The following is a 24,014-nucleotide window of genomic DNA, read 5'->3' as shown; positions in this document are numbered from 1 at the left end:
CGGAGCCGACTATGAGACTGGTGCGTCACGCGGTGAGGGCGAGGTGGTGCATGAGGGTCGCGGCCTGGACCGCTTGGTGAGGCCGTCGCCGCTCTGTCGTCAGTCGCGGAGGTTCTTGCAGTGCCTCATCCGGGCGAAGACGTGCTCGACACGGGCACCGGCGAAACACCGCCGCGCCTCACGTGTGCTTCGGCGAGCAGGAGGTAGCTACTGGCGGTCCAGGTGTAGGCACGGTCCCGCAGGCCCGTTCCGGTCAGGGCGTCGAAGTTCTCGGCGAAGCCATGGTTCTCGCACAGGGCGCGGAAGCAGGCGCTGATCTCGTCCGCCAGCCGGTGCCGTCCGGCGCGGCGCAGCCCGTCCTCGATGAGGACCGTGGCGGGGGCCCAGATCGGGCCGCGCCAGTAGCCGTCGGAGAGGTAGTGCGGGGAGGTCGGCAGTTCGGTGGCCAGTCCGTACGGGGTCAGGTGGGCCTCGATGCGGGCGGCCAGCATGCCGCTGACGTCGTCCGGCAGATGCTCACCCAGCACGATGGGCATCAGGTCGAGGAGGCTGGAACTGTGCCAGGTGTCACCGCTGGCAACTCCTCGGGCGACGAACCGGTCGCGGCTCCAGAGCTGGTCGAGCATCGCCGCCTGCGTCGCCTCGGCGGCTCGTGTCCACCGATGGACGTCCTCCGGTATGTCCAAGACCGTTGCCAAATCGGCGAGTTCGAGAAGCTGCAGGACGAGGAAGGCGGCCAGGTCCGCGGTGACGATCACGCGTTCGGGGTCGAAGGCGGTGGCGTTGTCCCAGCCGCTGTCGTTGCCGTGCTCGTAGTGGGGCAGTGCGGCCCCGGGTGCACGTCGTCCGGTGAGCCAGAAGTTTGTCCAGCGTGTCAGCCTGTCGTACGTCTCAGCCAGCTCCGCCGGGCCGGGCGGCATGGTCAGCCGACGCCGCAGGTGGCCGAGCGCCCAACCGTGGATGGGCGGTTTGACGAAGTTGCGGAGGACCTCGGAGTGGGTGACCGAGTCGGGCAGCGCCCCGGCCGCGTCCTGGTGGTCGAAGGGCAGGTGATACTGGTCCCACGCCAGTTCGGGCTGTCCGGGTGCCAGAGCCAGTGCGTTGAAGCAGTGGTCCCAGCTCCAGACCTTGTCCATCCAGTGCTTGGACATGAGGACGCCGGGCCGGGTGACCAGTCCCGCCGGATGGACGGTCGCGGACCACACGACGTACGCGGCGAGTTCGGCGGCCGGGGTGGCGGACGACCGCCAGGGGGCCACCGTGTCGACGAAGTTCGTGAAGGATCTCTGCGCGGCTTCGACGATCTCGTCGAAGGCTGCCGCCCGGGCGTACGCGGGGCGGGCGGTGTCGAGTTCCTCGATCGCGATCTCCCATGGGCCGTCCCCGTCGGCGGCGACGGTCAGGCCGCGGTCACCGCTGCCCAGGGCCTGACTGCCGAAAGTGTCGGTGACCGTGCCGGAGAGCACGGTGACCCGGTAGCGGCGACCGGTCTCGTACGAGGTGAACACGTACGCGTCGGCGGACGCGTCGTGGAAGAAGTAGGTGCCGCTGAACGGGGTCAGCGTCCGGGCCGCCGCGGAGACGCGCAATGGCAGCCCCGCACCGCGCAGGCGCACCGTGTCCGGCGACTCGTAGGCGAGATCGACACGGTCGGCGTCACCAATCCAGCTCAGCAGGCTCGGAGTCGCCGCCACACGGGTCTCGGCCCGCTCTCCCGTCGCGGTGTCCAGCGGCGTGAGGCTCAACACGGCGTGCATGCCGTTCTGGTGCGAGACGAGGTGGAGGTCCTCGGCCCAGAACTTCTCCGCCAGCACCGGGGAGATGTCGAACCAGGAACCGTACGTGCTGAACGGGATGTCCTGGACGGAGAAGGCCGGACCGGATGGGGCGGCGGTCATGAGATGTCACTCGTTTCTCGGGCAGGGGGCGCCGGCCGTCCGGCGGACGGGCACGGCCGTGGCGAGGGGGGAGGAGTGGTAGAAAGGTCAGTCCTTGACGGCACCGGCGGTCACACCGGCGGCGACGTAGCGCTGGGCAAGGACGAGGATGACCGCGGCCGGCAGCGAGGCCACGACCGCGGTGGCCATGATGGCGTTCCACTCCTGATTGTTGTTGCCGATGTAGTGGTAGATGCCGAGGGTGATCGGCTCGTGGGGACCGCCGTTGACCAGGGTTCCGGCGAAGACGAAATCCGACCAGGACCACAGGAACGCGAACAGGGACACCGTGACGACGGCGTTGCGGCTCATCGGCACGACGATCGACCAGAAGGTACGCAGGGGCCCGGCGCCGTCCGTCTTCGCCGCCTGCATCAGCTCGCCGGGGATGCCGGACATGAACGCGGTGAAGATCAGCACCGCGAAGGGAACGGCCAGGGTGGAGTCGGCGACGATCAGGCCGGGGACGGACTGGAGCAGACCGAGGCTGAGGTAGATGGCGTAGAAGCCCATCGCCATGATGATGCCGGGGATCATCTGGGCGACCAGCAGGACGAAGCCGAGGACGCCGCCGCCGCGCGGGCGTAGCTTGGCCAGGGCGTAACCGGCCGGAGCGGACAGGGCCACGGTCAGGACGACGGTGCCCAGGCCGATGACGAGGCTGGTGCCCAGGTAGGGCAACTGCTCGGCGAGGACGGTGCGGTAGCCGTCCAGGGTGCCGTCGACGGGGAACAGGTCCGGTGGGCTCTTGCGCATGTTCTGGTCGCGTGTCAAGGACACGTTCAGCATCCAGTAGACTGGGAAGAGCATGATCCCGGTCAGCAGCAGGCCGACGGCCGTCTTTCCCCAGGTGCGCCTGCTTTTCCCCCGGGTGGGCTTGGTGTTTCCCCGCGTGTGCGTGGTGATTCGGTTCATGATCATGCCTGCTTTCGCTGCACCCGGATGTACACCAGTCCGAAGACCAGGGCGGCCACCACCAGTAGGTTGCCGACGGCGGCACCTGGGCCGAAGGCGGGAAGCAGGTTGCCGAATCCGAGTTGGTAGGACCAGGTGGCGAAGGTGGTGGAGGACTCCGCAGGACCGCCCTTGGTCATGATCCAGATGATGTCGAAGACCTTGAGCGTGTAGACCAGGCCCAGGAGCAGGGTGATCGCGGACACCGGGCGCAGCAGCGGGAAGGTGATGCTCCAGAACCGCCGCCAGGCACCTGCCCCGTCCAGGGCGGCGGCCTCGTACAGCCCTGCCGGAATGGATTGCAGGCCGCTGTAGAGCACAACGAGGTTGAACGGTACGCCGATCCAGATGTTCGCGATGATCACCGAGATCAGCGACCAGCTCGGCGAGGTCAGCCAGTTCACCGGGGCGATGCCCATCCCGTGCAGGGCGGCGTTGACGATGCCGGAGTCGCTGTTGAGCATCCACGACCAGGTGGAGGCCGACACGATCAGTGGCAGCAGCCAGGGCACCAGGAACAGGGCCCGCAGCGTGGCGGAGAGCCGGAAGTGCTGGTGGAAGAAGACCGCGAGCGCCAGCCCGATGACGTACTGGAAGGCCAGGCACACAACGGTGAAGAGGACGGTGTGGAGCAGCGCGGGGAGGAAGGTCGCATCGGCGAGGACGGTCCTGTAGTTCTCCAGGCCCGTGAACGGGGCATCACCCTGGACGAAGGAACGGACGGTGTAGTTGCGCAGGCTCAGGTCGATGTTGCGGTACAGGGGGTAGGCGTAGAAGAGAATGAGGTAAAGGGTCACCGGGGTGAGGAAGGCCCAGGCGGCCCACTGCTGGGATCTGGGGCGGCGCCGGGTCTGGGACGGTGCGGCAGGGGCCGCCTCGCCGGCGTCGGTCTCGGGCCCTGAGAGCGGCAATTGTGTCATGAGTCTCATCGACAGTCCCTGACGTCTGGCTACTTGACGGCAGACTGAGCGGCGGCCAGCGCGTCCTTCGGGGACTTCGAGCCACTGAGGGCGGACTGGACGGCCTTCCACAACTGCTCGGAGACCTTCGGGTACTTGGTGCCCAGATCACCGCTGGTGCGGCCCTTGGCCGCCTTGACCGCATCCACCCACGGCTTGAGCTCGGGGTCGGCTGCCATCTGCTTGCCCTGCACCTCGGTGGTGGGGGCGACGTAGGAGAGGGTGGTGTCGGTGTCGTACAGGTTCTGAGTGCTGGTCAGGCAGGCCGCGAGCTTCTGCGCGGTGGTGTAGCGACCGGTGTCGCCCTGCACCGGGAGGGTGACGAATTCTCCACCGGTCGGGGCAGCGGCGTTGCCGCCGCCGGAGCCCGGTATGGGCAGGACGCCGTAGTCGAATCCCGCCTTCTTGGCGTTGGCGAGCTGCCAGGTGCCGTTCTCGGCGAATGCGTAGTCGCCGGTCGCGAACTCCTGCCAGCTGGTGGTCTGGGTGTTGTTGAGTACGGAGTTGGGGGCGTAGCCCTTGCCCAGCCAGCCCGTCCACAGGGACAGGGCGGAGACGGCCGCGGAGGAGTCGATGTCGGTCAGTTCCGCGCCCGAGCCCCAGAACCACGGAAGGAACTGGAAGCTGCCCTCCTCCGTGCCGATCGCGGAGAAGGTGATGCCCTTCTTGCCCGCCTTCTTGACCTTCGCCAGCGCCGCCGTCATGGTCGGCCAGTCCTTGACCGAGGCGATGTCTACCCCGGCCTCCTTCAGGACCTCCTTGTTGTAGTACAGGGCGAGGGTGTTGGCGCCGATCGGAGTGCCGTAGGTCTTGCCTTTCAGCTGGCCGGCTTCGAGCAGGTTGGGGTCCACGCCCGAGGTGTCGAGCTTGTTCTCGTCGGTGGTCGTGAGGACGCCGGCCTCGGCCAGGGTCGACACCACCGGGTTGTCGACGATGAGGACGTCCGGGGAGTTGTCCTGCTGCGCGGCAAGGAGTGCCTTGTTCGCCAGGTCGCTGGTGTCGAAGCCGGTGCGCTTGATCTGCACGTCTGCCTCGGCACCGCAGGAATCAAGGAGCTTGTCCCAGGCCGAGCCTTTGGCGAACTGCGGGTAGGGATCCCAGACGGTGTACGTGCCGTCGTCGGCTTTCTTCGCCCCGGTGCCTCCTGAACCGCAGGCAGTGGCGCTGAGGGCGACGACCAGGGCGGTCGCTGCCGAGGTCGTCAGACGGCGCTTTCTGGCGGAGCTGTTCATCGCGGGTTCCTTTGTCTTGAGCATGCGGGTGCCGAGGGCGGTGAGCAGGTGGAGAACGCGGGCATGCCGAACGGCGCGGGTGACCGGTTCGGGTGTCCGGTGGTCTGATGCGTAGGGGGGTGATCAGGGCGTACGGGGCCCAGTGTCCGCCGGGGGTGTGGCGCCGGCCGGCCCGGTGCTGGCCCGCAGGGACACCGGTGGTGCGAGGAGGTGGTGCCGGGGCGGTGCGCCGGGGTTGTCGAGCCGCTCGACCAGGAGGTCGACGGCGAGACGGCCCAGCTCCGCTGCCGGTACGTCCGCAGCGGTGAGCTGCGGGGTCACCGTCTGGGCCCAGCGGCTGGCCACGACGCCGGTGACGGAGAAGTCACGCGGCACATGGCGGCCGGCCTCGACCAGTCCTCGGTAGAGGCCGCCGAGCGCGGCCTCGTTCAGGGTTACCAGGGCTGTGGTGGCCGGATCGTCGTGCAGGATCTGTTCCAGACATGTCTGGCCCGAAGCGGGGTCGTCACCGCAGCAGTACGTCCGTACCGTCAGCCCGCGTTCGGCCGCGGCTTTCGTGAAGCCGTCCAGGCCGCGGTGCGCGGACTCGTACCCACTGCGCAGCAGTTGCTCGGGGCGGTTGACGAAGGCGACTCGGCGGTGCCCGAGATCCGCCAGATGGTGCACGCACGCCTCCACCAGCGCGGTGTGGTCGAGGCCCGCCCACCAGCCGCCCTCGGGACGCGCGGTACGGCCGATGGCGACGAACGGGAAGTCCACAGCGGCCAGATGGTCCACTCGGTCGTCCTCGAGGCGGATTTCCATCAGAATGGCGCCGTCAACCCGTCGCTCCCCCAGCAGCCGCTGGAAGGAGCGGTCGCTGTCCACGCCGCTGGGGGACAGCAGTACGTCGTAGTCACAGGCCGCGGCGGCCTCCACCACGCTGCCGATGAAGTCCAGTTGCATGCCCGTGTAATGGTTTCCGGCCGGCGGGAAGACCAGCCCGAGCGTGCTGGTACGCCCGTTGGCCAGGGCGCGGGCGCTGGCGCTGGGTCGGTAGCCCAGCTCGTCCACGACCTGCTGGATTCTCCTTCGGGTGTCCTCCGAGACTGGGCGCTTGCCGCTCAGCGCGTAGGACACGGTGCTCCGCGAGACACCGGCCCGGCGGGCGATCTCACCGATGTTCACGGCGACTCCTTCATCGAACCGGTTCGCATGGAGCGAAGGTAGGAACCAACGGAGCGGCTGTCAATACTCGGGACGCGCTTCACCAGATCCCGTCAGCGCAACGGAAAATTCTCTCCGTCGGGGGGATTGCTGGCCGCTTTGCCCGGTGCTAGCTTCGCCGAACCGGTTCGATGAAGCGATCCCTCCGCCGAACCGACGGGGCAAGAAGCCCCCTGGGCCCGGTCCGCCTCCACCCCGGAACCCGAACCCGGAGCCTGGAACTGCCTTTCCGCTCGTTGGAGCGCAGCTGACCGAACGGGTTCGGCGTACTCCTCCCCAGGCTCTCCGCACGGAACGGCACTTGGACGAGCTGCCGGCCGGGAGGGCCGACCGGATCCCGGAACCCCTTGACTGAAGGATTGAGGACGCAATCCATGCCATCCGCTGACAGATCCGCCCGGCGCCGAAGCTCGGCCGCCGTGGCCCTGGCTCTCGGCGCGGGCCTGCTGGCCACACCCGCCGCGCCGGCGCAGGCGGCCGACGCGCCCCGGCCCGCCGCTCACTACACCTTCGACCAGGACGACCTCGCCTCCGGAAAGATCAGCGACAGTTCCGGCCACGGTCTGACCGCGAGCCTGCTCAACGGATCCACCGCGCAGTCCGTCACCGGCACCGGCGGAGGCAAGGCGCTGGCTCTGCCGGGCGGGGCGCCCACCTCCGACGGTGCGTACGTCCGCCTTCCTCGCGAAGTGGTCGGCGGAGCAGACGACCTGACGGTGTCCGCCCGCGTGAAGTGGGGCGGCGACAAGTCGGCCTGGCAGCGGATCTTCGATCTGGGCAGCAACGACACCAAGTACCTCTTCGCCACCCCGTCCAACAACAGCGGCCTGCTGCAGACCTCGGTGACCACCGGCGGAGGAGGCGCGGAGGCGCAGACCCGCGGGTACGCGATGCTGCCCGCGAACGAGTGGCGGACGGTCACCGTCGCCCTCGACTCCACGGAGGGCCGGATCACCACCTATCTCGATGGTGTGGTGGTCTCCTCCGCCGCGACCAGCATCAAGGCCAAGGACCTGCTGGGCGCTTCGGCCACGACAGCCGGCTACATCGGCAAGTCCTTCTATCCGGACCCCCTGTTCAAGGGGGCCATCGACGACTTCACCGTGTGGCACGCGGCGCTCAGTGCCGAGCAGGTGGCCGGCACGGTCGGAACCCTGCCCACCCTCAAGGAGCTCTCGAAGACGTCCTTCGAGGTCCGTACGACGTCCGGGACCGCTCCATCCCTCCCCGCCGCCATCCGCTCCTCCTTCTCCGACGGCTACGACCGCGACACACCGGTCACCTGGAACGACGTACCGGCCGACAAGTACGCCCGGCCGGGAACGTTCACTGTGGCGGGAACGGCAGCCGGGCGCACGGTGCGGGCGACCGTCACCGTGGTCCGCGAGGGTCAGCTCACCGTCGACCTCGGATCGGACACCGGCGCGTTCCACGGCGGCGCCTCCGGCACCCTCTACGGCGTGTACGGACCGGACGTCCCCACCAACAACCTCATGGAGGGCATGGGCCTGCGCACGGTCTCCACGAAGGCGCAGGACGGCCCGCAGCACCCCGGCGCCGACGCCCTGGAGGTGGTCAAGCCGCTGGCCGACGCCACCGACGGTGACGTGTACATCTACATGACCGACATCCACCGCGGCTTCCCGTACCAGTGGCCGGGCGACACCCCCGAGCAGAAGCTCAAGCTCTACCGGGAGAAGATCGTCAAGCAGGTCGACCAGGTCCTGAAGCTGCCGAAGGAGTACCAGGACAACGTCGTCTTCGTGCCGTTCAACGAGCCCGAGGGCAACATGTTCGGCACCGGCGAGTGGAGCTACAACAAGGTCAGCTGGCTGAACGACCCGGACGACTACTTCGCCGCCTGGGACGACTTCCACCAGCTCATCAGGAGCAAGATGCCCGAGGCCCGCATCGCGGGTCCCAACACCAGCATCCTCTTCGACCAGGTGAAGGGTTTCCTCACGCACGCCCAGGCCGCCGGTACTCTTCCCGACGTCATCACCTGGCACGAGCTGAGCCACCCGGAGGCGGTGCGCGAGAGCGTCGCCAAGTACCGGGAGTGGGAGAAGGACCTCTTCAAGGGAACCGCCAAGGAGGGCACCCAACTCCCCATCAACATCAATGAGTACGCGTTCAACTACCACACCTCCGTGCCCGGCCAGATGATCCAGTGGGTGTCCGCGATCGAGGAGTCCAAGGTCGACGCCGACATCGCGTACTGGAACATCGACGGCAATCTCTCCGACTCCGCGGTGCAGTCCAACCGCGGCAACGGCCAGTGGTGGCTGCTCAACTCGTACGCTTCGATGAGCGGGCACACGGTGAAGGTGACCCCGCCGTTCCCGGGCGAGAACTACACCATGCAGGGCGTCGCCACGCTCGACGAGAAGAAGAAGCAGGCCCGGCTGCTCTTCGGCGGGTCCAGCGACAAGGGCCACATCACCTTCGACAACGTACCGGAGAAGATCTTCGGCGACCGGGTGCACGCCTGGGTGCGGGAGATCGAGTGGAGTGGCCAGCTGGGAGACTCCCCCGGGCCGCAGCTGCTCGCGGAGCGGGACGTGCGGGTCGGTGACGACGGCACGGTCGTCGTCGGCTTCGGCGACGGCGGACTGCCGAAGCTGAAGGAGTCCTCGTCGTACGAGGTCATCCTCAGCCCGGCCGGGAAGGCCGCCGGCACACAGTCACCGTCCACGCGCTGGAAGTCGTCGTACGAGGCGGAGGACGCCGCCCACACCGGTTCCGGTTACTCGAAGAACGGCCCGGAGGGTTCACCCCGAGACGTGTCGAAGTTCTACACCTCCGGCGGCTACGACGTGGGGGGCCTGCGCACCGGCTCGGACCTCACGCTCGACTTCACCGTGGACGTGCCCGAGGACGGCACGTACGACCTGAGTGTCTTCGCCAACTCCCTCAACACCTTCGACAGGGTGAAGGAACAGGGCCCCACCAACGTCTTCCTGCGCGTCGACGGCAAGGCGGCCAGCGAGCAAGAGCTGCACCTTCCGCTCGGCTACAAATGGGTGGTGTGGGACCACGCCGACACCAAGGTGAAGCTCACCAAGGGCAAGCACACCCTGACGCTCGCCGCGAAGAGCGCCGACGGCAAGCGCGCCACCCAGGGCGATGCCATCGTCGACCGCCTCGTCCTCTCCCTCCCCGGGGCTTCGGCCACCGCCCAGGTGTACGAGGGCGAGCTGGCCTGGCTGGACGGCGGGGCACGGCCCACGTACACGGTGCCGAAGCAGGCCAAAGCCCCCGCCACCGGCTCGGGCGCGGTCCAGCTCAAGAGGGGCCAGACCGCAACGTTCTGGGTCCACTCACCCGCCGACCGCGAGGCCACCCTCGAGGTCGACACTCTCCGCAGCGCGAACGCCCGGCTCAGCGTCAACGGCCACGATGTCCTGCGCCTGTCCCGGGGCAGGAACAGCGTGGCGGTCTCCCTCTCGGGAGGCGTCAACAAGGTAACTGTGACCGGAGGTTCGTCCAGCACGCTCGTGGACCGGCTCACGGTCACGCCCACCCAGGGCGCGCTTCCGACGCGTACGTACGAGGCGGGCGACGCCGAACTCGCGGGCTCGGCCACGCTCGCCCCGCTCTCCCTGGCCACCGGCGGCACTGCCGTCACCGGCATCGGCGGCGAGCCCGGCAACGGCAACACCGCGACGTTCACGGTCGGCGCCGACCGGGCCGGCCTGTACGCGCTGCGCGTCCGCTACTCCAACCCCGAACAGTCCGAAGCCACCCACTACAACCCGGACCCGCTCGCCCGCCACGCCGACATCACCGTCAACGGCGACGAGATACGCCGCGTCGGCTTTCCGCACAGCTTCCACCGCAACAATTTCTGGGAGCTGACCGTCCCGGTCCACCTCAAGAAGGGACAGAACACGGTCTCCTTCAGCTCCGAGGAGTTGCCGAACTTCGACGGCACCACCTACGCCTCGGACACCTTCCCCGGCGTACTGCTTCGCTCCCGCTACGCGCCGCTGATCGACCGGATCACGGTCGCGCCGTACGCGCGGAAGGTGCGATGAGGTCGTCACCACCTGCGGCACGGTGACACGCACGGTGCTCGGGTAGCGGGGGCGCCATGCCCTCACCCTGTCCGGCAGGGCGCACCCGCTCGACCAGCGATGCGCAAGCAGGCGCCCGGGACCGCCACGGTCGGCGCTCCCGGGCGCCGGCCTGGTCGATGTCGTGTCCGTGCCGGTGACCAAGGTCAGAGCTGGGCATCGGGCGTGTGGGGCTCTCCACGTCGTGCACTCGTGGAAACAGGTCCGCCAGACCCGCTCGAAACTCGAAGAACCAAAGAAACAGCAGGCCATAGGCTCTTTGCTCTACAGCGGACGGAGGGGGCAGGTGGCAGGACCACTGCCGTCGGTGATTCGCTTCCACGTTTCGAGGCAGCGAGAAGTTCTGGCAGCGGCTCGCGGTGCGCGTACGACGACGGGAGTACGGACATCCGTCGGTCTACATCCGTCGGCCTTGAACCGCACGCTTTCGGACATTCAGGCGCCACCGGGCCAGTGCCGCGGCCACCACCCGCCGCACCGGCCCTAATCTTCTACACGCACGTAGAAGATCGAATCACCCGCACGTGAAGGAGTGGACGCCACGATGGTGTTCAAACGGCTACTCGGCTCGCTCGGCGTGGGCGGACCCACGGTCGACACGGTCCTGAACCCCGGCGCGGCCCTGCCCGGCGGCGCGCTCACCGGCCAGGTCCACCTCAGGGGCGGCACCGCCCACTTCGACATCGAGCAGATCGCCCTGGAGCTGGTGGCACGGGTCGAGGCCGAGCACGAGGACGGAGAGAGCGAGGGCAGGGTCGTTTTCGACCGGTTCATCGTCGGCGGCGGGTTCCGGCTCGCCGAGGGAGAGGAACGCAGCCTCCCGTTCCAGGTCCCACTGGCGTGGGAAACGCCGATCACCGAGCTCCACGGACAGCCCCTGGGCATCGCCCTCGGCGTGCACACCGAGCTGTCGGTGGCCGGCGCGAAGGACAAGGGTGACCTCGACCAGCTCGCCGTGCACCCCCTGCCCGTACAGGAGGCGATCCTGGAAGCCCTCGGACAGCTCGGCTTCGGCTTCCGGTCCGCCGACCTGGAGCTGGGCCGTATCGGTGGGACCGGCCAGCAGCTCCCCTTCTATCAGGAGCTCGAACTCACCCCGGCCCCGCAGTACGCCCAAGCCATGAACGAGATGGAGGTGACCTTCCTCGCCGCGCCGAACGGCATGGAGGTGATTCTTGAGGCGGACAAGCGCGGCGGCCTCTTCTCCTCCGGCCAGGACGCACTCACCCGCGTCACCGTCTCCCACGACGGGATCGAGCACCAGGACTGGGACGCGATCGTGGACAGCTGGATCCGACAGCTGGTCGAGCGCCGGACGTCCTACGGCTCGCAGGCCGCGTACGCGCACGGCGACCCGTACGCCGGTGGACACGGCCACGGCGAGCACCACCACAACGGCCATCGTTCCGGCCCCGGCATGGGCACCGCCGTCGCCGCGGGCGCGGCCGGGCTCGCGGTCGGGGTCGTCGGCGGCATGGTGGCCGCCGAAATCGTCGACGAGGTTGGGGACTTCTTCGAGGGTGACGAGGGGGACGGGGGAGACGAGGGCTGAACGGGCCGGGGGAGCCGGACCTGCCCACTCCGCCGCTAGTTTCTACACTGCTGTAGAAATACAGTAGAAATAAATGCAGCGCCGGTCCACCACCAAGGTGGGCCGGGCCCTCGACCGACGTACGGAGTTTTCATGGCCCTGTGGGACCGCATCAAGGAGTCCGCATCGACGATGCAGACCCAGCTCGTGGCGAGGAAGAACGACCTGAAGAGCGGCGCTTTCCGTGATGCCAGCATGGCGATGTGCGCCCTGGTCGCCGCCGCCGACGGCACGATCGACCCGTCCGAGCGGCAGCGCGTCGCCCAGCTCATCGCCACGAACGAGGTGCTGCAGAACTTCGACGCCGACGACCTGCATCGCCGCTTCGAAGAGAACCTGCACAAGCTGACCACCGACTCCGCCTTCGGCAAGGTCAGCGTGCTGCAGGAGATCGCCAAGGCGAAGAAGAAGCCCGCCGAGGCCCGAGCCGTCATCCAGATCGGCATCGTCATCGGCGGGGCGGACGGCGACTTCGACAAGACCGAGCAGGCCATCGTCCGCGAGGCGTGCTACACCCTGGACCTGCCGCCGCACGAGTTCGACCTCTGAGCCACGCGCCGAGCCGGGCGGACGGAAGATATCTGTGCTGCCCGTCCCGAGGCGACGCGGGCATCCACTCGGATGTCCGCCCCCTGCTCAGAGCGGCGTCGCCGCGTGCAGGATGAGGACCATGGTCACGGCGGAGTTCGCCGACGACATCGCCGACGCCGTCGTCCCTGCGGCGGCAGCCCAGGCCGCTATCCTCACCGCGGTGAATGCCGACGGCCAACTGCGCGCGGCGGGCGCCGGCCGCAGCAGGGCCGCCACCCGGCGCGGCACCGGACCCGGCGCGGCGAAGCCGGCGAGCCTCAGCCCGGGCGTGCCCCGGGACACAAGGTCAGCCATGCCGATCGCGCGGGCCACGACCCTGCGGCTGCCGACGATCCGCGCCGCTTCCTCGTCCGCCCATCGCTCGGTCGTGTAGGAAACCGCCGTACGCAGCCGAAGCAGAAACGGATTGGCGCACGCCGCCAGCTGCGCGGCGAGCAGGAAACGGTGATGCCGGGCGGCGAGATGCGCCCGCTCGTGCGCGAACAGGGAGCGGCGCTCGGCGGGTTGGAGGGCGGCCAGCAGGGCCGTGGTGACGACGACCCTGCCACGGGCGCCGCCACCCGGCAGCGCATACGCGTACGGCGCCTCGTCGGGCAGTACCGCCACCTCCGTACCCGGAAGACCCGCCGGCGCTCGGTGCGCACGGCGGCGCACCCGACGGTGTCGCCACAGCACCCGCCCGCATGCCGCGACCACCAGGAGCAAGGCGGGGGTGGCCGCCTTCCCGGCCGCCTCGTCGTAGGGAACGGCCGCCCGTACCTCCGGATCCGACCAGCCGTCGGGCAGCGGGTTGCCCGGCGGCTGGGCAGTCCCCACCACCATCAGCAGCCCCAGACACAGGGAACTGCAGACGGCCATGACCGTGGCCACCCCGGTCAGCAGCCGGGTGGCCGTCCGCGGGTGTAGGTGCAGCTCGGCCAGCCGGGCGATCGGCCAGGCCGTCAGCGGCAGCACCATGGCAGAAAGGCGAACACCCCCATGAGACTTCAGTGTTCCCCTTCGGCTTCCATTCGACCCAGCAGCTCACGCAGGAGACGCTCGTCGTCCGGATCCAGGGACGTGACGAAGCTGGCCAGCACCGCCTGCCGGTCGCTCTCGCCCTCCAGCACCTTGCGCATCTTGTGCGCCGCCAGTCCGGCCTGATCCGACGCCGGCGTCCACGCGAAGGAGCGGCCGGCGCGCTCCCGGGTGACCGCCCTCTTGGTCAGCAGCCGGGTCAGGATGGTGATCACGGTCGTATACGCGAGGTCACCACCGAGGCGCTCCTGCACCCAACCCGCGCTCACCGGGTCCTTCGCCTCACCCAGCGCCGACAGGACGAGCACCCCCAGCTCACCTTGCCCCCGCCGGGGGCGCTGCCACTGGTCTGACACGCCCGCCCGCATTCCGTTGACGTGCCATCACGAGCGGCCCATCGTATAGACGGTCGAGGCTTCGCCACCGCCGCGACGAGCGAGTCTGCGGCCCAGACCCGCCCCACGAAGTTTCTACAGTGCTGTAGATTTCTATGTCCAGGTCCGCAGACGGGCAGACCCGTCCGTTCGTTCGCCTGACCGCCGCAACCCGCCTGGCACCGCGCCGACCCGCAGCGGACAGTGATCGGGAACACGGACACAGCCCCACTCGTTGCACCGCTCACAGAACGAAACAAGGAGTCACGCTTTGTCCGCCAGACCGACGGACCCCCCGGCGCACAGTCCCCGACCATCCCGCCAGGTTTTCACTGAGCCCGGCACGCGGCGGGGTGGTGTTCGATGAGTGCCGCGAATGCCGTACTGGGCCTGCTGGCGGTCTTGGTGTTGACCGCGGGCACCGGCTATTTCGTCGCCCAGGAATTCGCCTACGTCTCCGCCGACCGGCTAGCCCTTGCACGGGAGGCCGAGGCCGGGAACAAGAAGGCCGCGCGCGCCCTGAAGGTGCTGGAGCGGCTGTCCTTCATGCTGTCGGGCGCGCAGCTGGGCATCACGGTCACGGGCCTGGTCGTCGGTTTCATCGCCGAGCCGTCCGTGTCCGCGCTGCTCAGGCCAGCACTGTCCGGCACCGGCATCCCTGACGGCGCCGTCAGCGGCATCTCCGTCGCACTCGCCTTCGTGGGTGCCACGGTCGTGCAGATGGTGCTGGGCGAGCTGGCCCCGAAGAACCTCGCGATCGCCGTGCCGGAGCGCCTGGCGAAGTCCCTCGCCTCCTCCACGCTGGCGTACCTCAAGGTCGTCGGCCCGGTCGTGCGCGTCTTCGACGGTGCCGCGAACCGGCTGCTGCGCAGGGTCGGCATCGAGCCGGTCGAGGAGCTGCACCACGGCGCGACCCTGGAGGAGCTCAGCCAGCTGATCGGCGAGTCCCACGAACAGGGTGAGCTGCCCAAGGACACCGCCGCCCTCCTCGATCACGCCCTGGAGTTCTCCGAGCGCACCCTCGACGAGGTGATGGTGCCGCGCGCGGACGCCGTTTTCGTCCGCGAGGACGCGAGCGCCGCCGAGGCCGTCGAGCTGATCGCCAAGCACGGCCACTCGAACTACCCCGTCTTCGGTGACCACCCTGATGACATCACCGGCGTACTGGGCGTACGCGAGCTGATGGGCCTGTCCGTCGAGCGACTCGCCATGACGACCGCCGGTGCCGCCGCCCGGCGCCCCCTGCTGCTGCCCGACACACTGCCGCTGCCCGATGCCGTGACGCAGATGCGTGAGCAGGACGACGAGTTCGCCGTCGTCCTCGACGAGCACGGCGGCGTCGCGGGCATCGTGACGTACGAGGACGTCGCCGAGGAACTGGTCGGCGACATCGCCGACGAGACCGACACCGTCACCGAGATCGCGGTGGCCGACCGGGAAGGCTGGCTTGTGGACGCCGGGCGCCGTCTCGACGAGGTGGCCGAGGCCACCGGCATCGAGCTTCCCGAGGAGGACGACTACGACACGGTGGCCGGCCTCATCGTGGACCGGCTCGGCCGCTTCCCGACGATCGGCGACCGGATCACCGTAAGGCTGGCCGACGGAGACCACGCCGTCATGGACGTCCGCGCCCTCGACCGCCACGTGCCCGAGCGGGTGCGTATGCAACGGGTGACGGAGAAGGCGGTGGAGCAGACATGAGTTTCCCGATGGCGCTGTTCGTCACCGTGCTGCTGCTGATCGGCAGCGGGTTCTTCGTGGCCGCCGAGTTCGCCCTGGTCGCCGCCAAGCGGCACCGGATGGAGAAGGCCGTGGCCGAGGGGCAGCGCGGTGCCAAGGCCGCGCTGACCGGTATGCGCGAACTGTCACTGATGCTCGCCGGGGCCCAGCTGGGCATCACCGTGTGCACCCTGGGTCTGGGGTCGGTCTCCAAGCCCGCGATCTCGCACGAACTCGATCCGCTGCTGCACAAGCTGGGCCTGCCGAGCGGTCTCAGCTACGGCATCGCGTTCGCCGTCGCGATGATCGTCGTGGTGTTTCTACACATGGTGGTCGGCGAGATGGCCCCCAAGTCCTGGGCCATCGCCCACCCCGAGCGCTCGGCGATGCTGCTCTCTCCGGCCTTCCGCGGGGTGGTGAAGGTCGTAAGACCGCTCATTACCGTCCTGAACAAGATGAGCAACGTGCTGGTACGCCTGTGCCGCGTCACCCCGCGCGACGAACTCGCCTCCGTCCACAACCGGGAACAGCTCACACACCTCGTCGAGGAGTCGCAGCGGCTCGGCCTGATCAGCGAGACCGACTCGGAGCTGATCACCCGGTCGCTGACCGAGCCCCAGCTGCCCGTGAGCGAGCTCCAGGTGCCGGTCCACGAGATAGCCTCGGTCCACGGTGACGCGGGGCTCGACGACATCCTGCGTCTCGCGGCCGACGGCGATCGTACGCGCCTGCTGGTCCGTGAAGAGGGCGAGGACGGCGCCGTGCTCGGCTCGGTGCACGCCCGCGACGCGTTGGTCGCCCGTACCCGGCGACGTGCCACGAGCGCCCGCGAGCTGGCCCGACCGGTACCGGAGCTGACCGAGGACGACACGGTCGCCGACGCGATCGAGCTGCTGCGCAGACGCAGGGCCTCGCTCGCCGTGGTCCGCGACGACTCGGGCCGGCTGACCGGCATGGTCAGCCTGGACGATCTGCTGGCGCGCTTCCTGCAGCCGCAGACCGCGTAGCAAGCCTCATTCAGGACCGCGAGGACCACACATCGCCGTCGACGACGGTGCCGGAGACGACACGACCTCCGGCACCCGTCGACGGCCCCGAGTCCTGCTCCTTCAGCGCCTTCGCCTCACTCTTGAAGCTGGTGGTCAGCAAACTCATCACCCACGGCCTCAAGTACGCGCCGGGTCCGGTGCTGATGGACCTGCGGATCGCCGGCGACGCAGTCGAGGTGGTGGTGTGGGACTCGAACTCGGTCCTGCCCATGGCACGAGCCGCCGATGCGGCGGTCAGCACGGACTGGAGATCATGATGGCCGTGGTCCAAAAAGCCCTCCTGCACGGAGCGACCCCCACGGGACGGAGCTGGACGGCACGATCCTGACGGAAGCGAACCTGCGCGGAGCGTCCCTCACCGGAGTGGAGCACCTGAACGTGCAGCGCATCCGTTCCGCGGTCACGGCCGGCACGACAGAACTGCCGTCCTGGTTCTATCCGCGCACAGACACACGAACGGCCTCCGACTGAGCTTGTCTTGGTCTGCGACGGCCAGCGCACGAGAGGTGCAGTGATTCAGAACGTTGCGGCTTGCGGGAGCCGGGGGTGCGAGGCGGGAACACGCCTGACTCCAGTCGACGGCCCGCATTGGACGGGGCTTCGGTTGGAGGTGTCCGTATCACGGTGGGCTTCAGCGCAATGACTTCTTGACATCCCTGGTCGTGCGCCCATGCTGGCGGTTATGGCCTCGGGTGGCACGCTGCATCGCCGCCACCGGCCAGGAGGTTCCGGCGGGAGCATCAGGCACGGACGAGTTCCGCCGCGCCGAAGGAGACGTCGAAGCGGTCGCACCAGACGCTGACGCTGGTGTATCGGGTGGGATCGACGCTGGAGGGCACGAGGTAGTTCTGGTTGCCCTTGTTGCCCTTGAGTCCGCCGAGGTCGACGTACTCGCCGTCGTCGAAGACGTGCCAGCCGACCTTCCCCTCCTTCACCGGCGCGTCGGTCAGCCACACCCGCAGATCGGGGCCGCTGCTGGTGTCGAGGTCGGCCAGCCGTATGACGTGTGAGCCGTCGGCGAGCCGTACCAGCTCGGCCGTGCCGGAGGTGGTGTGCTCGTGGCTGACCAGATCCCCGCCCGCCAGCGTCCGCGGCCCGGCACCCCGGTCCGGCGACGGTACGGGAGCAGCGGCAGACGGGGGTGCAGCCGCCACCGCGCCCGGCAGGGCCTCGTCCACGGTTTCGTCTTGCCACAGCTTCCACGGCTGGAACCAGTACAGGCCGAAGGCGGCACCGGCGACGGCCGACGCCAGCACCCCGACGACCAGCGCTCTGCCCGCTGCCCTGCGTCCGCGCGTCATGTCCGCCCTTCCCCCCCAGCGTCTGCCACCGGCCCCCATTCAACCCGAGGGACGGCGCGTGCGGGAAGCCCGGGACAATGACAAAACCCTTACGCCGCCTCGCCACCGCCAAGGCAACCCGGCGAATCTGTACCCCGGGCCAGACCAACCAGACGGTATGCATGGGGAGTCGTGCCCGTCTAAGCTGCTTCCCCCGCGCCCCCGTCCAGGCCGGCCGCTCCACCCCGCCTCTCGACCGGAAGGAGAGCCACATGGCTGTCGACCCCTCAGGAGCTGATCTCGCACGCCTGGTGGAGGGGGGTCTACAAGGGCCCGTCGTCATGCTCAACCTGCTGCGTTTCACTCCCGACGGTCGTCCCTCTTACGAGGAGTACTCACGCCGGGCGGGCCGCTTCCTGAAGCGGTACGGAGCCGAGTTGCTCTACGCCGGCGACGGCGGCTCCCCCCTGGTCGCAGAGGACGGACAGGCGTGGGACGCAGTGCTCCTCGTGCGCTACCCCAGCAGGGAAGCGTTCAGCCGCATGGTGGCGGACCCGGAGTATCAGGAGATTACCGGCCTGCGGTCCCGCTCGCTGGCCGAAGCCGTGCTCCAGCCGACCGTCCCCTGGCCGGTTCGCACCGGCGGATGACGCCCTCCCAACAGCGCCCGCCGGGAGGGCTGCGGACCGGCATACCGTGCTGGCGGGTCGGCCGCTGCACCCCGGGGCCAACCTGGAGCAGACCGCGGTGTTCACCGACGACGTGTGGCCGCTTCGCCCCGCGCTGCCGCGCGCGGACGCCCAGCCTTTCGTGCTCGGCCTCACGGCCCTGCCTGCGGCGTTCCGGCCCGCAGCTAAACGCCGTACCAAGTCCTGCTGGCGGCTGTCGGCCTGCCACTGGGCGAGACGCCGCTGTCGATCGCCAGCATCCGCACCGTCTGCACCGACCTCAAGCGCCTGTTCACCTGGCTGGAGCGGCGGAAGCACCGCACGCTGGCCGAGGTGATGCGGCAGGACCTGGAGGACTACCGCTCCGACCTGATCTCAGCCGAGCAGCCGGACCAGGTAGCTGGCGTTCGGCACCCGGCGGCCGGCCGACCCCAGGCCGAGGGAAGCCGGCGCTGTCGGAAGCGGCGCGCGGCGGGTTGGACGGCATCGCCCGCGCCAGCGGCCCGAGCGCCGACGGCTGACCATGTCTCCAAGCTTCCCCGACCGACCACGGCGCTGAAGCCTCCCCGATGTCGACGCCCTCTACGCCGTTCCCGCCGACGCCAGAAGTCCATACGCATGCATTCCCCCCGCCGCGAGCCCCGCAACTACAAGGCGCCCCTCGTGTCGGGCCGGGTCGGGGGACGCCTTATTGCACTTCCTAGGTCGACGACGTCCATGAAGGGCGTGTGGGTCAGGTCCCACAGCAGGTCGGTCACCTCGTCCGGGAGCGCGTTGCTGGCGGCGCGCAGCGGGGGCAGGGTGCCGTAGTCGATGTCTCCGCGTGGTGTGACCCGTGCGCGGGCGCCGCCGATCGTGGTCGTGATGTGTAGACGCGGGGCAGCAGCGCAACGCACCCGCGGCGATCATCGACGCGCTCCGGATGTGCCTGCAGACTACGGCGACGGACTACTACCGGGCCTCCCAGGACGACTTCGATCTCGGGAAGGACAGGCGGGCAGAGACCTTCACCGTCGTGTGCGGGTTGACCGACCTGTCGACCGAGGACCAGGCGGTCTTCCTGCTGTTGCGCATCCGCGACCGCAGCGGTGCCGTCTTGCTTGGTGTGACATATATGGCGCAGCGGATGGCCCCGGTCCGGAACCGGACTCGGTCACCACCCGCCCTGGCCCGGACGGCAACGGCCCCGCCCTGGACGGCGCCGCCCGCGAACTCTTGCGCGCCACCTACCTGCGCCGAGCTTGGCCAAGAACGGGATCGCCGCCCGGATGGCCTCCCTAGCCATGGGGCGGAGCCTGCTCAGGAGGCGCGCTTGCCGACAGCGATGATCACAACCGGGCACCGATGTGATCACCCATAGCGGGGACGGGGCAGACAGCTCGCCACCTGGTGGATACGGTGTAAGGAACGCGCCAAGAGTGGCGCGCGGTGTGCCGGGAAGTCTGGTCGGCGTCCTGGGGGCAGTGTGCCCTCCTTCCTCGACGCTCCCGGAGGCTCACTGCCATGGCCGCCACCCGCTCCCCGTTTCTCGGTCTGCTGCCGCTTCCCGAACGCCGGGCGATCGCCCGGGCCCTGCGTACCGAGACGGTAGGCGGCCTGGTTCTTCTCGGCGCGGCGGTCCTCGCGTTGGTCTGGGCGAACAGCCCGTGGAGCGGGGCCTATACGGCGGTACGGGATTTCCACTTCGGGATACCGGCTCTGGGCCTGGATTTGTCCGTGGGGCACTGGACGGCCGATGCGCTGTTGGCCGTGTTCTTCCTCGTGGCCGGGATCGAGCTGAAGCGTGAGCTGGTCGTCGGGGAGCTGCGCACCCCGGCCACCGCCGCGCTGCCCGTCGTCGCAGCGGTGTGCGGAATGGTGGTTCCCGCCGCCCTCTACTTGGCCGTCACCGCGGTCGGCGGCGGCAGCCGTGCGGGGTGGGCCGTGCCGATGGCCACCGACATCGCGTTCGCCCTCGCGATCCTGGCGGTGCTTTCCACGCATCTGCCGGCCGCGCTGCGCGCCTTCCTGCTCACCCTCGCCGTCGTCGACGACCTGGGCGCAATTCTGATCATTGCGGTGTTCTTCACGTCCGACCTCAACCTGTGGGCGCTCGGCGGAGCCGTCGCGGGGCTGGTGCTCTTCTACCTGCTGCAGCGGCTGCGGGTGCGCGGTTGGTGGTGGTATGTGCCGCTCGGTGTGGCAGTCTGGGCGCTGATGTACAACGGCGGCGTCCATGCCACCATTGCCGGGGTCACCATGGGCCTTATCTTGCGCACTACCCGCGACGAGGGCGAAGAGGTGTCGCCGGCGTCGCGGGTCGCGCACATGGTGCACCCGTTCTCCGCGGGGGTCGCCGTTCCCCTGTTTGCGCTCTTCGCGGCCGGGGTGTCCGTCTCCGGGCCGGCTCTGGGGGCGGTATTCACTGACCCAGAGCCTCTGGGCGTGGTGCTCGGCTTGGTGGTCGGCAAGACGCTGGGGATCTTGGCCGGAACCTACCTGGCGCCCGCTTCACCCGCGCCCAGCTCAACCCTGACCTCGCCTGGTCCGATGTCCTGGGTCTATCGGTGCTGGCCGGGATCGGGTTCACCGTCGCCCTGTTGATCGGTGAGCTGGCCTTCCCCGGCACCGGGACCGGTGAGCATGTCAAGGCCGCTGTGCTGGTGGCCTCGCTGCTCGCGGCGGTTTTCGCCGCAGTCCTGCTGCGTCGGCGTAACACCGTGTACCGGCGCCTGTACGAGGCGGAGAACCTCGACGCCGACAACGACGGAATCCCCGACATCTATCAGCACGGCGCGGTGTCGTCCGAGGACACAGCAGGTGCGGACGGGAAGCACACGTGATGGACAGTGGCGACGCTTCACCGCTGGCACCCGTGATTGTCATCGCTGCCCTGATCATCCGCACCGCCCTCACTGAGCTCAGGCACCCTGGCATCGCCCGGCGCCAGTGGGTGTTCACCACCCGCCCCGGGCCGATGGCAGCGGGCGCGACGGCCGCCGCAGCCACCGTCATGATCGGCGGAGCCCGCTACGGCTGGACGGCTGCCGCCTGGGCCTTGCTCATCGGAGTACTCACCGCCTTCCTCGCCGGCCTCGACACCCCGCCGGCCCCCGCAAGCCGCCAGAGCAAGGAACAGCCCATGTCGGGACGACGGATCGGAAAGGTGCTGGCAGCCATCGGCACCCCCCTCACCGTGGCCGGTGTGGCGATGTACATCCTGCCCGGACCCGGCGTCCCCGTACTCCTCACCGGCCTGACCCTGCTCTTCATCGGCCTCGTCATGACTCTTGCCGCCCCACGATAAAGCCCTCACCCGTGACCCACGGCAACGGTGTAGTCCTGGGGTGGAACGGCTTCGTGACGGCCGTCCTCTCCCTGAGTGCGCGGCGCGCCCGGGTGGGATGGTGGGCCACCCGTTCCTGCCCACTTCACACGTGCAAGACATCGCCTCTCCCTGCGGACCGACATGCGCCAATCCGGCCGGTAAGTCGGGGAGAAGTAGCCGTGGTCGGCACCTGCGTACGCGATGATCTCGGCTTCGTCCTGCTGCTCCACTGACCTGGCGACGGCCAGATGGCTGAAGAACTGTACTTCTCGTCCCGCAGGGACGACGGAGCGTGGATGCCTGCGAGCCATCTGTCTGGCGGCGTGCTCGGTATGGTGTGGGGGCACGCAATTGATGGGCGCTCACACCGTTCCGCGCATGTCAGAGAGGGTCTCAGCCCTGTTCACACGGCGTCGTCGGGCCACCCGAGCAGACGGGCGCCGATCACCGCTGTTTGCAGGGTGTACCGGTGGACGGAGTCGGCAGGGTCCGCCCCGGTCAGTTTGTGGATGCGTTCCAGTCGGTAGGTGAGGGCCCGCACGCTCAGGCTGAGGCGCCGTGCCGCCTCCGCGGCGACGCAGCCCGCGTCGAAGTACGCCGTCAGTGTCTCAACCAGCGGCCGAGCGCCACCGCGCGCGTCCTGCAGCGGCCCGAGGGCGCTTTCCACGAGGTCCGCCATCGCCTGGCGGTCCCGCGTCAGGACCGGGTAGACGAGAAGATCGGCCGCACGCAGTACCGGCTCCTTGATGTCGAGCCGCTCGGCGAGATCGAGGGCGTTGAGGGCCTCTTCGTAGGAGTGGACGACCCCGCCGGCGCCCGGGTGAGGGCGCCCGATGGCGACCTGTCCCCCGTCGGTGGCCGCGTATGCCTGTTTGGCGAAGAACGACAGCACGTCGTCCTGTTCCCCGGGCGCGATGCAGACCAGTCGGCCGTCCTTGGTCGTAAGCAGGATGCGTCGCTCGCCGAAGCGGGCGACCACGGCGCTCTCCACCTGCCGGGCGGCAGGGTGGGTGTCCTCGACCGGCCTTATGCCTTGAGCGACGGCGACGGCATGGGCTCGGGAGAGCAACAGCCCGAAACGCTCGGCCCGCTCGGAAAGGCGGCCGAGGTCGCTGCGGCCGTAGAGCAGATCGTCGATGAACTCGCGGCGTACCGCCTCCTCCTGCCGTACGGCGAGCAGTTGTGCACGCTCGTGTCCCTCGGCGAAGGCGTCGATCGCCTGCTCGACGGCGGCGAGTATGTGGCTGCCCGACGCGGGGGACAGCGTGGGCCACGCGTCGCGGGCCACGGACACGTGCCGGCGTACGAGAGCCCGCAGCCCGAAGCCCGCTTCCGCGGCGCGTTCGCCACGGGCCCGCAGGGACTCCAACTCCTCACGGGTGAGGCGGCGCCCAGTCGCGCACACCTCGGCCAGCATCTGGGCGTACCCCTCCAGATACTCCTCGGGTATATCCCGCCCTGCCACCCGTCCTCCAGGTATTTTGACGCGTTGTGAACGTTCTCCTGACGCCCGCCGGACAAGACTGCCAGACCGCGGCTGTGTGAGGTCATGTGCGGAGGCACCGATCCGATGCCGGTGGTGCCGACGGCGATCAGCCTGCCGAGGTGAGCGGTACCGCCATCGAGCAAGGGCACCGCGCTTGCGTCGCCGTCCGGCATTAACAAGACGTAAAGGTTGCCGTATTACGGCAATGCGGCGCGAAGCCCGCCCGGGCCAAGATGGGTGTGGCAGAAACAGGGGGGTGGCCTCGATGCCAGGGCCCGGCAACGGGCGTCGGCACGGGGGCCCAGCGGTCCGGTTCGGGGGTGAGGACATGGCACGGGTTGGCGTCGCCGCCGTAAAGCCCCTCGCCTGGCCCGGCATCACACCCTCGCCGGCCGGGCTCCGCGCAGCGCCGGCATTTCTGTCGGCCCGGGGCGAGGCACGGCCGGGTGCCCTTCCTGCCAGGCCGGGCCACACATACTGCGGGCGGCGACGACCGGGCGCGGCGAGCAGTTCTCCGTACGACCCCGGCAGTCGCCACATCCACGGCTGAGCCGTAGCTGTCGCGCGC

At 69.1% G+C, this 24,014-nt stretch carries 17 protein-coding genes and 2 pseudogenes; 10 read left to right on the top strand and 9 right to left on the bottom strand.

Going from position 1 to position 24,014, the window contains the following annotated elements; translation table 11 throughout:
* Positions 1–125: 125 nt before the first annotated feature.
* From ACGF5T_RS32405 to ACGF5T_RS32385, 5 genes are all read right to left on the bottom strand, one after another.
* The gene (locus ACGF5T_RS32405) at positions 126–1,898 is read right to left on the bottom strand and encodes a trehalase family glycosidase (protein WP_366767970.1); all 1,773 of its coding nucleotides are present in this window, start codon (positions 1,896–1,898) and stop codon (positions 126–128) included.
* Positions 1,899–1,985: 87 nt separating this feature from the next.
* Entirely contained in the window at positions 1,986–2,852 is an 867-nt protein-coding gene (locus ACGF5T_RS32400) for a carbohydrate ABC transporter permease (RefSeq protein WP_392890114.1), read from the bottom strand.
* 2 nt (positions 2,853–2,854) lie between these two features.
* Positions 2,855–3,820, bottom strand: coding sequence for a carbohydrate ABC transporter permease (locus ACGF5T_RS32395; RefSeq protein WP_392890112.1), 966 nt, complete (start codon positions 3,818–3,820; stop codon positions 2,855–2,857).
* A gap of 20 nt (positions 3,821–3,840) precedes the next feature.
* Positions 3,841–5,082: an extracellular solute-binding protein gene (locus ACGF5T_RS32390; RefSeq protein ID WP_366767969.1), complete on the bottom strand. Its 1,242-nt coding sequence runs from the start codon at positions 5,080–5,082 to the stop codon at positions 3,841–3,843.
* Positions 5,083–5,205: 123 nt separating this feature from the next.
* Positions 5,206–6,249: a LacI family DNA-binding transcriptional regulator gene (locus ACGF5T_RS32385; protein WP_361017397.1), complete on the bottom strand. Its 1,044-nt coding sequence runs from the start codon at positions 6,247–6,249 to the stop codon at positions 5,206–5,208.
* A 458-nt stretch (positions 6,250–6,707) separates the two neighbouring features.
* Between ACGF5T_RS32385 and ACGF5T_RS32380 the strand changes: the two genes are divergently transcribed.
* The 3 genes from ACGF5T_RS32380 to ACGF5T_RS32370 all read left to right on the top strand — a co-directional run bounded on the left by ACGF5T_RS32380 (position 6,708) and on the right by ACGF5T_RS32370 (position 12,504).
* The gene (locus ACGF5T_RS32380) at positions 6,708–10,325 is read left to right on the top strand and encodes a LamG-like jellyroll fold domain-containing protein (RefSeq protein WP_392890110.1); all 3,618 of its coding nucleotides are present in this window, start codon (positions 6,708–6,710) and stop codon (positions 10,323–10,325) included.
* Between the two features lie 583 nt (positions 10,326–10,908).
* Positions 10,909–11,916, top strand: a complete 1,008-nt coding sequence (locus ACGF5T_RS32375; RefSeq protein ID WP_366767967.1) for a sporulation protein — start codon at positions 10,909–10,911, stop codon at positions 11,914–11,916.
* Positions 11,917–12,048: 132 nt separating this feature from the next.
* Positions 12,049–12,504 carry a TerB family tellurite resistance protein gene (locus ACGF5T_RS32370; RefSeq protein WP_366767966.1) on the top strand — a complete coding sequence of 152 codons (456 nt, stop codon included), beginning with the start codon at positions 12,049–12,051 and terminating at the stop codon, positions 12,502–12,504.
* Between the two features lie 87 nt (positions 12,505–12,591).
* Here the strand turns inward: ACGF5T_RS32370 and ACGF5T_RS32365 are convergent.
* Positions 12,592–13,526, bottom strand: a pseudogene (locus tag ACGF5T_RS32365) (M56 family metallopeptidase).
* 6 nt (positions 13,527–13,532) lie between these two features.
* The gene (locus ACGF5T_RS32360) at positions 13,533–13,931 is read right to left on the bottom strand and encodes a BlaI/MecI/CopY family transcriptional regulator (protein ID WP_392890107.1); all 399 of its coding nucleotides are present in this window, start codon (positions 13,929–13,931) and stop codon (positions 13,533–13,535) included.
* A 369-nt stretch (positions 13,932–14,300) separates the two neighbouring features.
* Here ACGF5T_RS32360 and ACGF5T_RS32355 point away from each other — a divergent pair, with 369 nt between their 5' ends.
* The 4 genes from ACGF5T_RS32355 to ACGF5T_RS32340 all read left to right on the top strand — a co-directional run bounded on the left by ACGF5T_RS32355 (position 14,301) and on the right by ACGF5T_RS32340 (position 17,176).
* Positions 14,301–15,638 (top strand): hemolysin family protein, encoded by a 1,338-nt coding sequence (locus ACGF5T_RS32355; protein ID WP_366767964.1) that lies wholly within the window; start codon positions 14,301–14,303, stop codon positions 15,636–15,638.
* On the top strand, positions 15,635–16,663 hold the full coding sequence (locus ACGF5T_RS32350) for a hemolysin family protein (RefSeq protein WP_366767963.1): 1,029 nt from the start codon (positions 15,635–15,637) through the stop codon (positions 16,661–16,663). Before ACGF5T_RS32355 ends, ACGF5T_RS32350 begins: the two co-directional genes overlap by 4 nt.
* 122 nt (positions 16,664–16,785) lie before the next feature.
* Positions 16,786–16,962, top strand: a complete 177-nt coding sequence (locus tag ACGF5T_RS32345; RefSeq protein WP_392890106.1) for a hypothetical protein — start codon at positions 16,786–16,788, stop codon at positions 16,960–16,962.
* Positions 16,931–17,176, top strand: coding sequence for a pentapeptide repeat-containing protein (locus ACGF5T_RS32340; RefSeq protein ID WP_392890104.1), 246 nt, complete (start codon positions 16,931–16,933; stop codon positions 17,174–17,176). Before ACGF5T_RS32345 ends, ACGF5T_RS32340 begins: the two co-directional genes overlap by 32 nt.
* 269 nt (positions 17,177–17,445) lie before the next feature.
* Here the strand turns inward: ACGF5T_RS32340 and ACGF5T_RS32335 are convergent, their stop codons facing one another.
* Positions 17,446–18,006 (bottom strand): DM13 domain-containing protein, encoded by a 561-nt coding sequence (locus ACGF5T_RS32335; RefSeq protein WP_366767962.1) that lies wholly within the window; start codon positions 18,004–18,006, stop codon positions 17,446–17,448.
* A 251-nt stretch (positions 18,007–18,257) separates the two neighbouring features.
* Between ACGF5T_RS32335 and ACGF5T_RS32330 the strand changes: the two genes are divergently transcribed.
* The 3 genes and pseudogenes from ACGF5T_RS32330 to ACGF5T_RS32320 all read left to right on the top strand — a co-directional run bounded on the left by ACGF5T_RS32330 (position 18,258) and on the right by ACGF5T_RS32320 (position 21,939).
* A complete protein-coding gene (locus ACGF5T_RS32330) occupies positions 18,258–18,635 on the top strand; it encodes a DUF1330 domain-containing protein (RefSeq protein WP_366767961.1) in 378 nt (125 codons plus the stop codon).
* Positions 18,636–20,156: 1,521 nt separating this feature from the next.
* Positions 20,157–21,475: pseudogene (nhaA, locus tag ACGF5T_RS32325) on the top strand (Na+/H+ antiporter NhaA).
* A gap of 32 nt (positions 21,476–21,507) precedes the next feature.
* On the top strand, positions 21,508–21,939 hold the full coding sequence (locus ACGF5T_RS32320) for a hypothetical protein (RefSeq protein WP_366767960.1): 432 nt from the start codon (positions 21,508–21,510) through the stop codon (positions 21,937–21,939).
* Positions 21,940–22,363: 424 nt separating this feature from the next.
* Here the strand turns inward: ACGF5T_RS32320 and ACGF5T_RS32315 are convergent, their stop codons facing one another.
* The gene (locus ACGF5T_RS32315; RefSeq protein ID WP_366768008.1) at positions 22,364–23,377 is read right to left on the bottom strand and encodes a helix-turn-helix domain-containing protein; all 1,014 of its coding nucleotides are present in this window, start codon (positions 23,375–23,377) and stop codon (positions 22,364–22,366) included.
* Between the last annotated feature and the right edge of the window lie 637 nt (positions 23,378–24,014).

The organism is Streptomyces sp. NPDC047853 (assembly GCF_043204535.1).
Classification (GTDB): Bacteria; Actinomycetota; Actinomycetes; order Streptomycetales; family Streptomycetaceae; genus Streptomyces.
The sequence above is the reverse complement of the archived record's forward strand: the minus strand, read 5'-3'. Positions and strand labels throughout refer to the sequence as shown.

Bases quoted from the DNA above. Each gene is read 5' to 3' on its own strand.
- ACGF5T_RS32405 (WP_366767970.1), bottom strand. From the start codon at position 1,898: ATGACCGCCGCCCCATCCGGTCCGGCCTTCTCCGTCCAGGACATCCCG.
- ACGF5T_RS32400 (WP_392890114.1), bottom strand. From the start codon at position 2,852: ATGAACCGAATCACCACGCACACGCGGGGAAACACCAAGCCCACCCGG.
- ACGF5T_RS32395 (WP_392890112.1), bottom strand. From the start codon at position 3,820: ATGAGACTCATGACACAATTGCCGCTCTCAGGGCCCGAGACCGACGCC.
- ACGF5T_RS32390 (WP_366767969.1), bottom strand. From the start codon at position 5,082: ATGAACAGCTCCGCCAGAAAGCGCCGTCTGACGACCTCGGCAGCGACC.
- ACGF5T_RS32375 (WP_366767967.1), top strand. From the start codon at position 10,909: ATGGTGTTCAAACGGCTACTCGGCTCGCTCGGCGTGGGCGGACCCACG.
- ACGF5T_RS32370 (WP_366767966.1), top strand. From the start codon at position 12,049: ATGGCCCTGTGGGACCGCATCAAGGAGTCCGCATCGACGATGCAGACC.
- ACGF5T_RS32360 (WP_392890107.1), bottom strand. From the start codon at position 13,931: ATGCGGGCGGGCGTGTCAGACCAGTGGCAGCGCCCCCGGCGGGGGCAA.
- ACGF5T_RS32355 (WP_366767964.1), top strand. From the start codon at position 14,301: ATGAGTGCCGCGAATGCCGTACTGGGCCTGCTGGCGGTCTTGGTGTTG.
- ACGF5T_RS32350 (WP_366767963.1), top strand. From the start codon at position 15,635: ATGAGTTTCCCGATGGCGCTGTTCGTCACCGTGCTGCTGCTGATCGGC.
- ACGF5T_RS32340 (WP_392890104.1), top strand. From the start codon at position 16,931: ATGCGGCGGTCAGCACGGACTGGAGATCATGATGGCCGTGGTCCAAAA.
- ACGF5T_RS32335 (WP_366767962.1), bottom strand. From the start codon at position 18,006: ATGACGCGCGGACGCAGGGCAGCGGGCAGAGCGCTGGTCGTCGGGGTG.
- ACGF5T_RS32330 (WP_366767961.1), top strand. From the start codon at position 18,258: ATGGCTGTCGACCCCTCAGGAGCTGATCTCGCACGCCTGGTGGAGGGG.
- ACGF5T_RS32315 (WP_366768008.1), bottom strand. From the start codon at position 23,377: ATGCTGGCCGAGGTGTGCGCGACTGGGCGCCGCCTCACCCGTGAGGAG.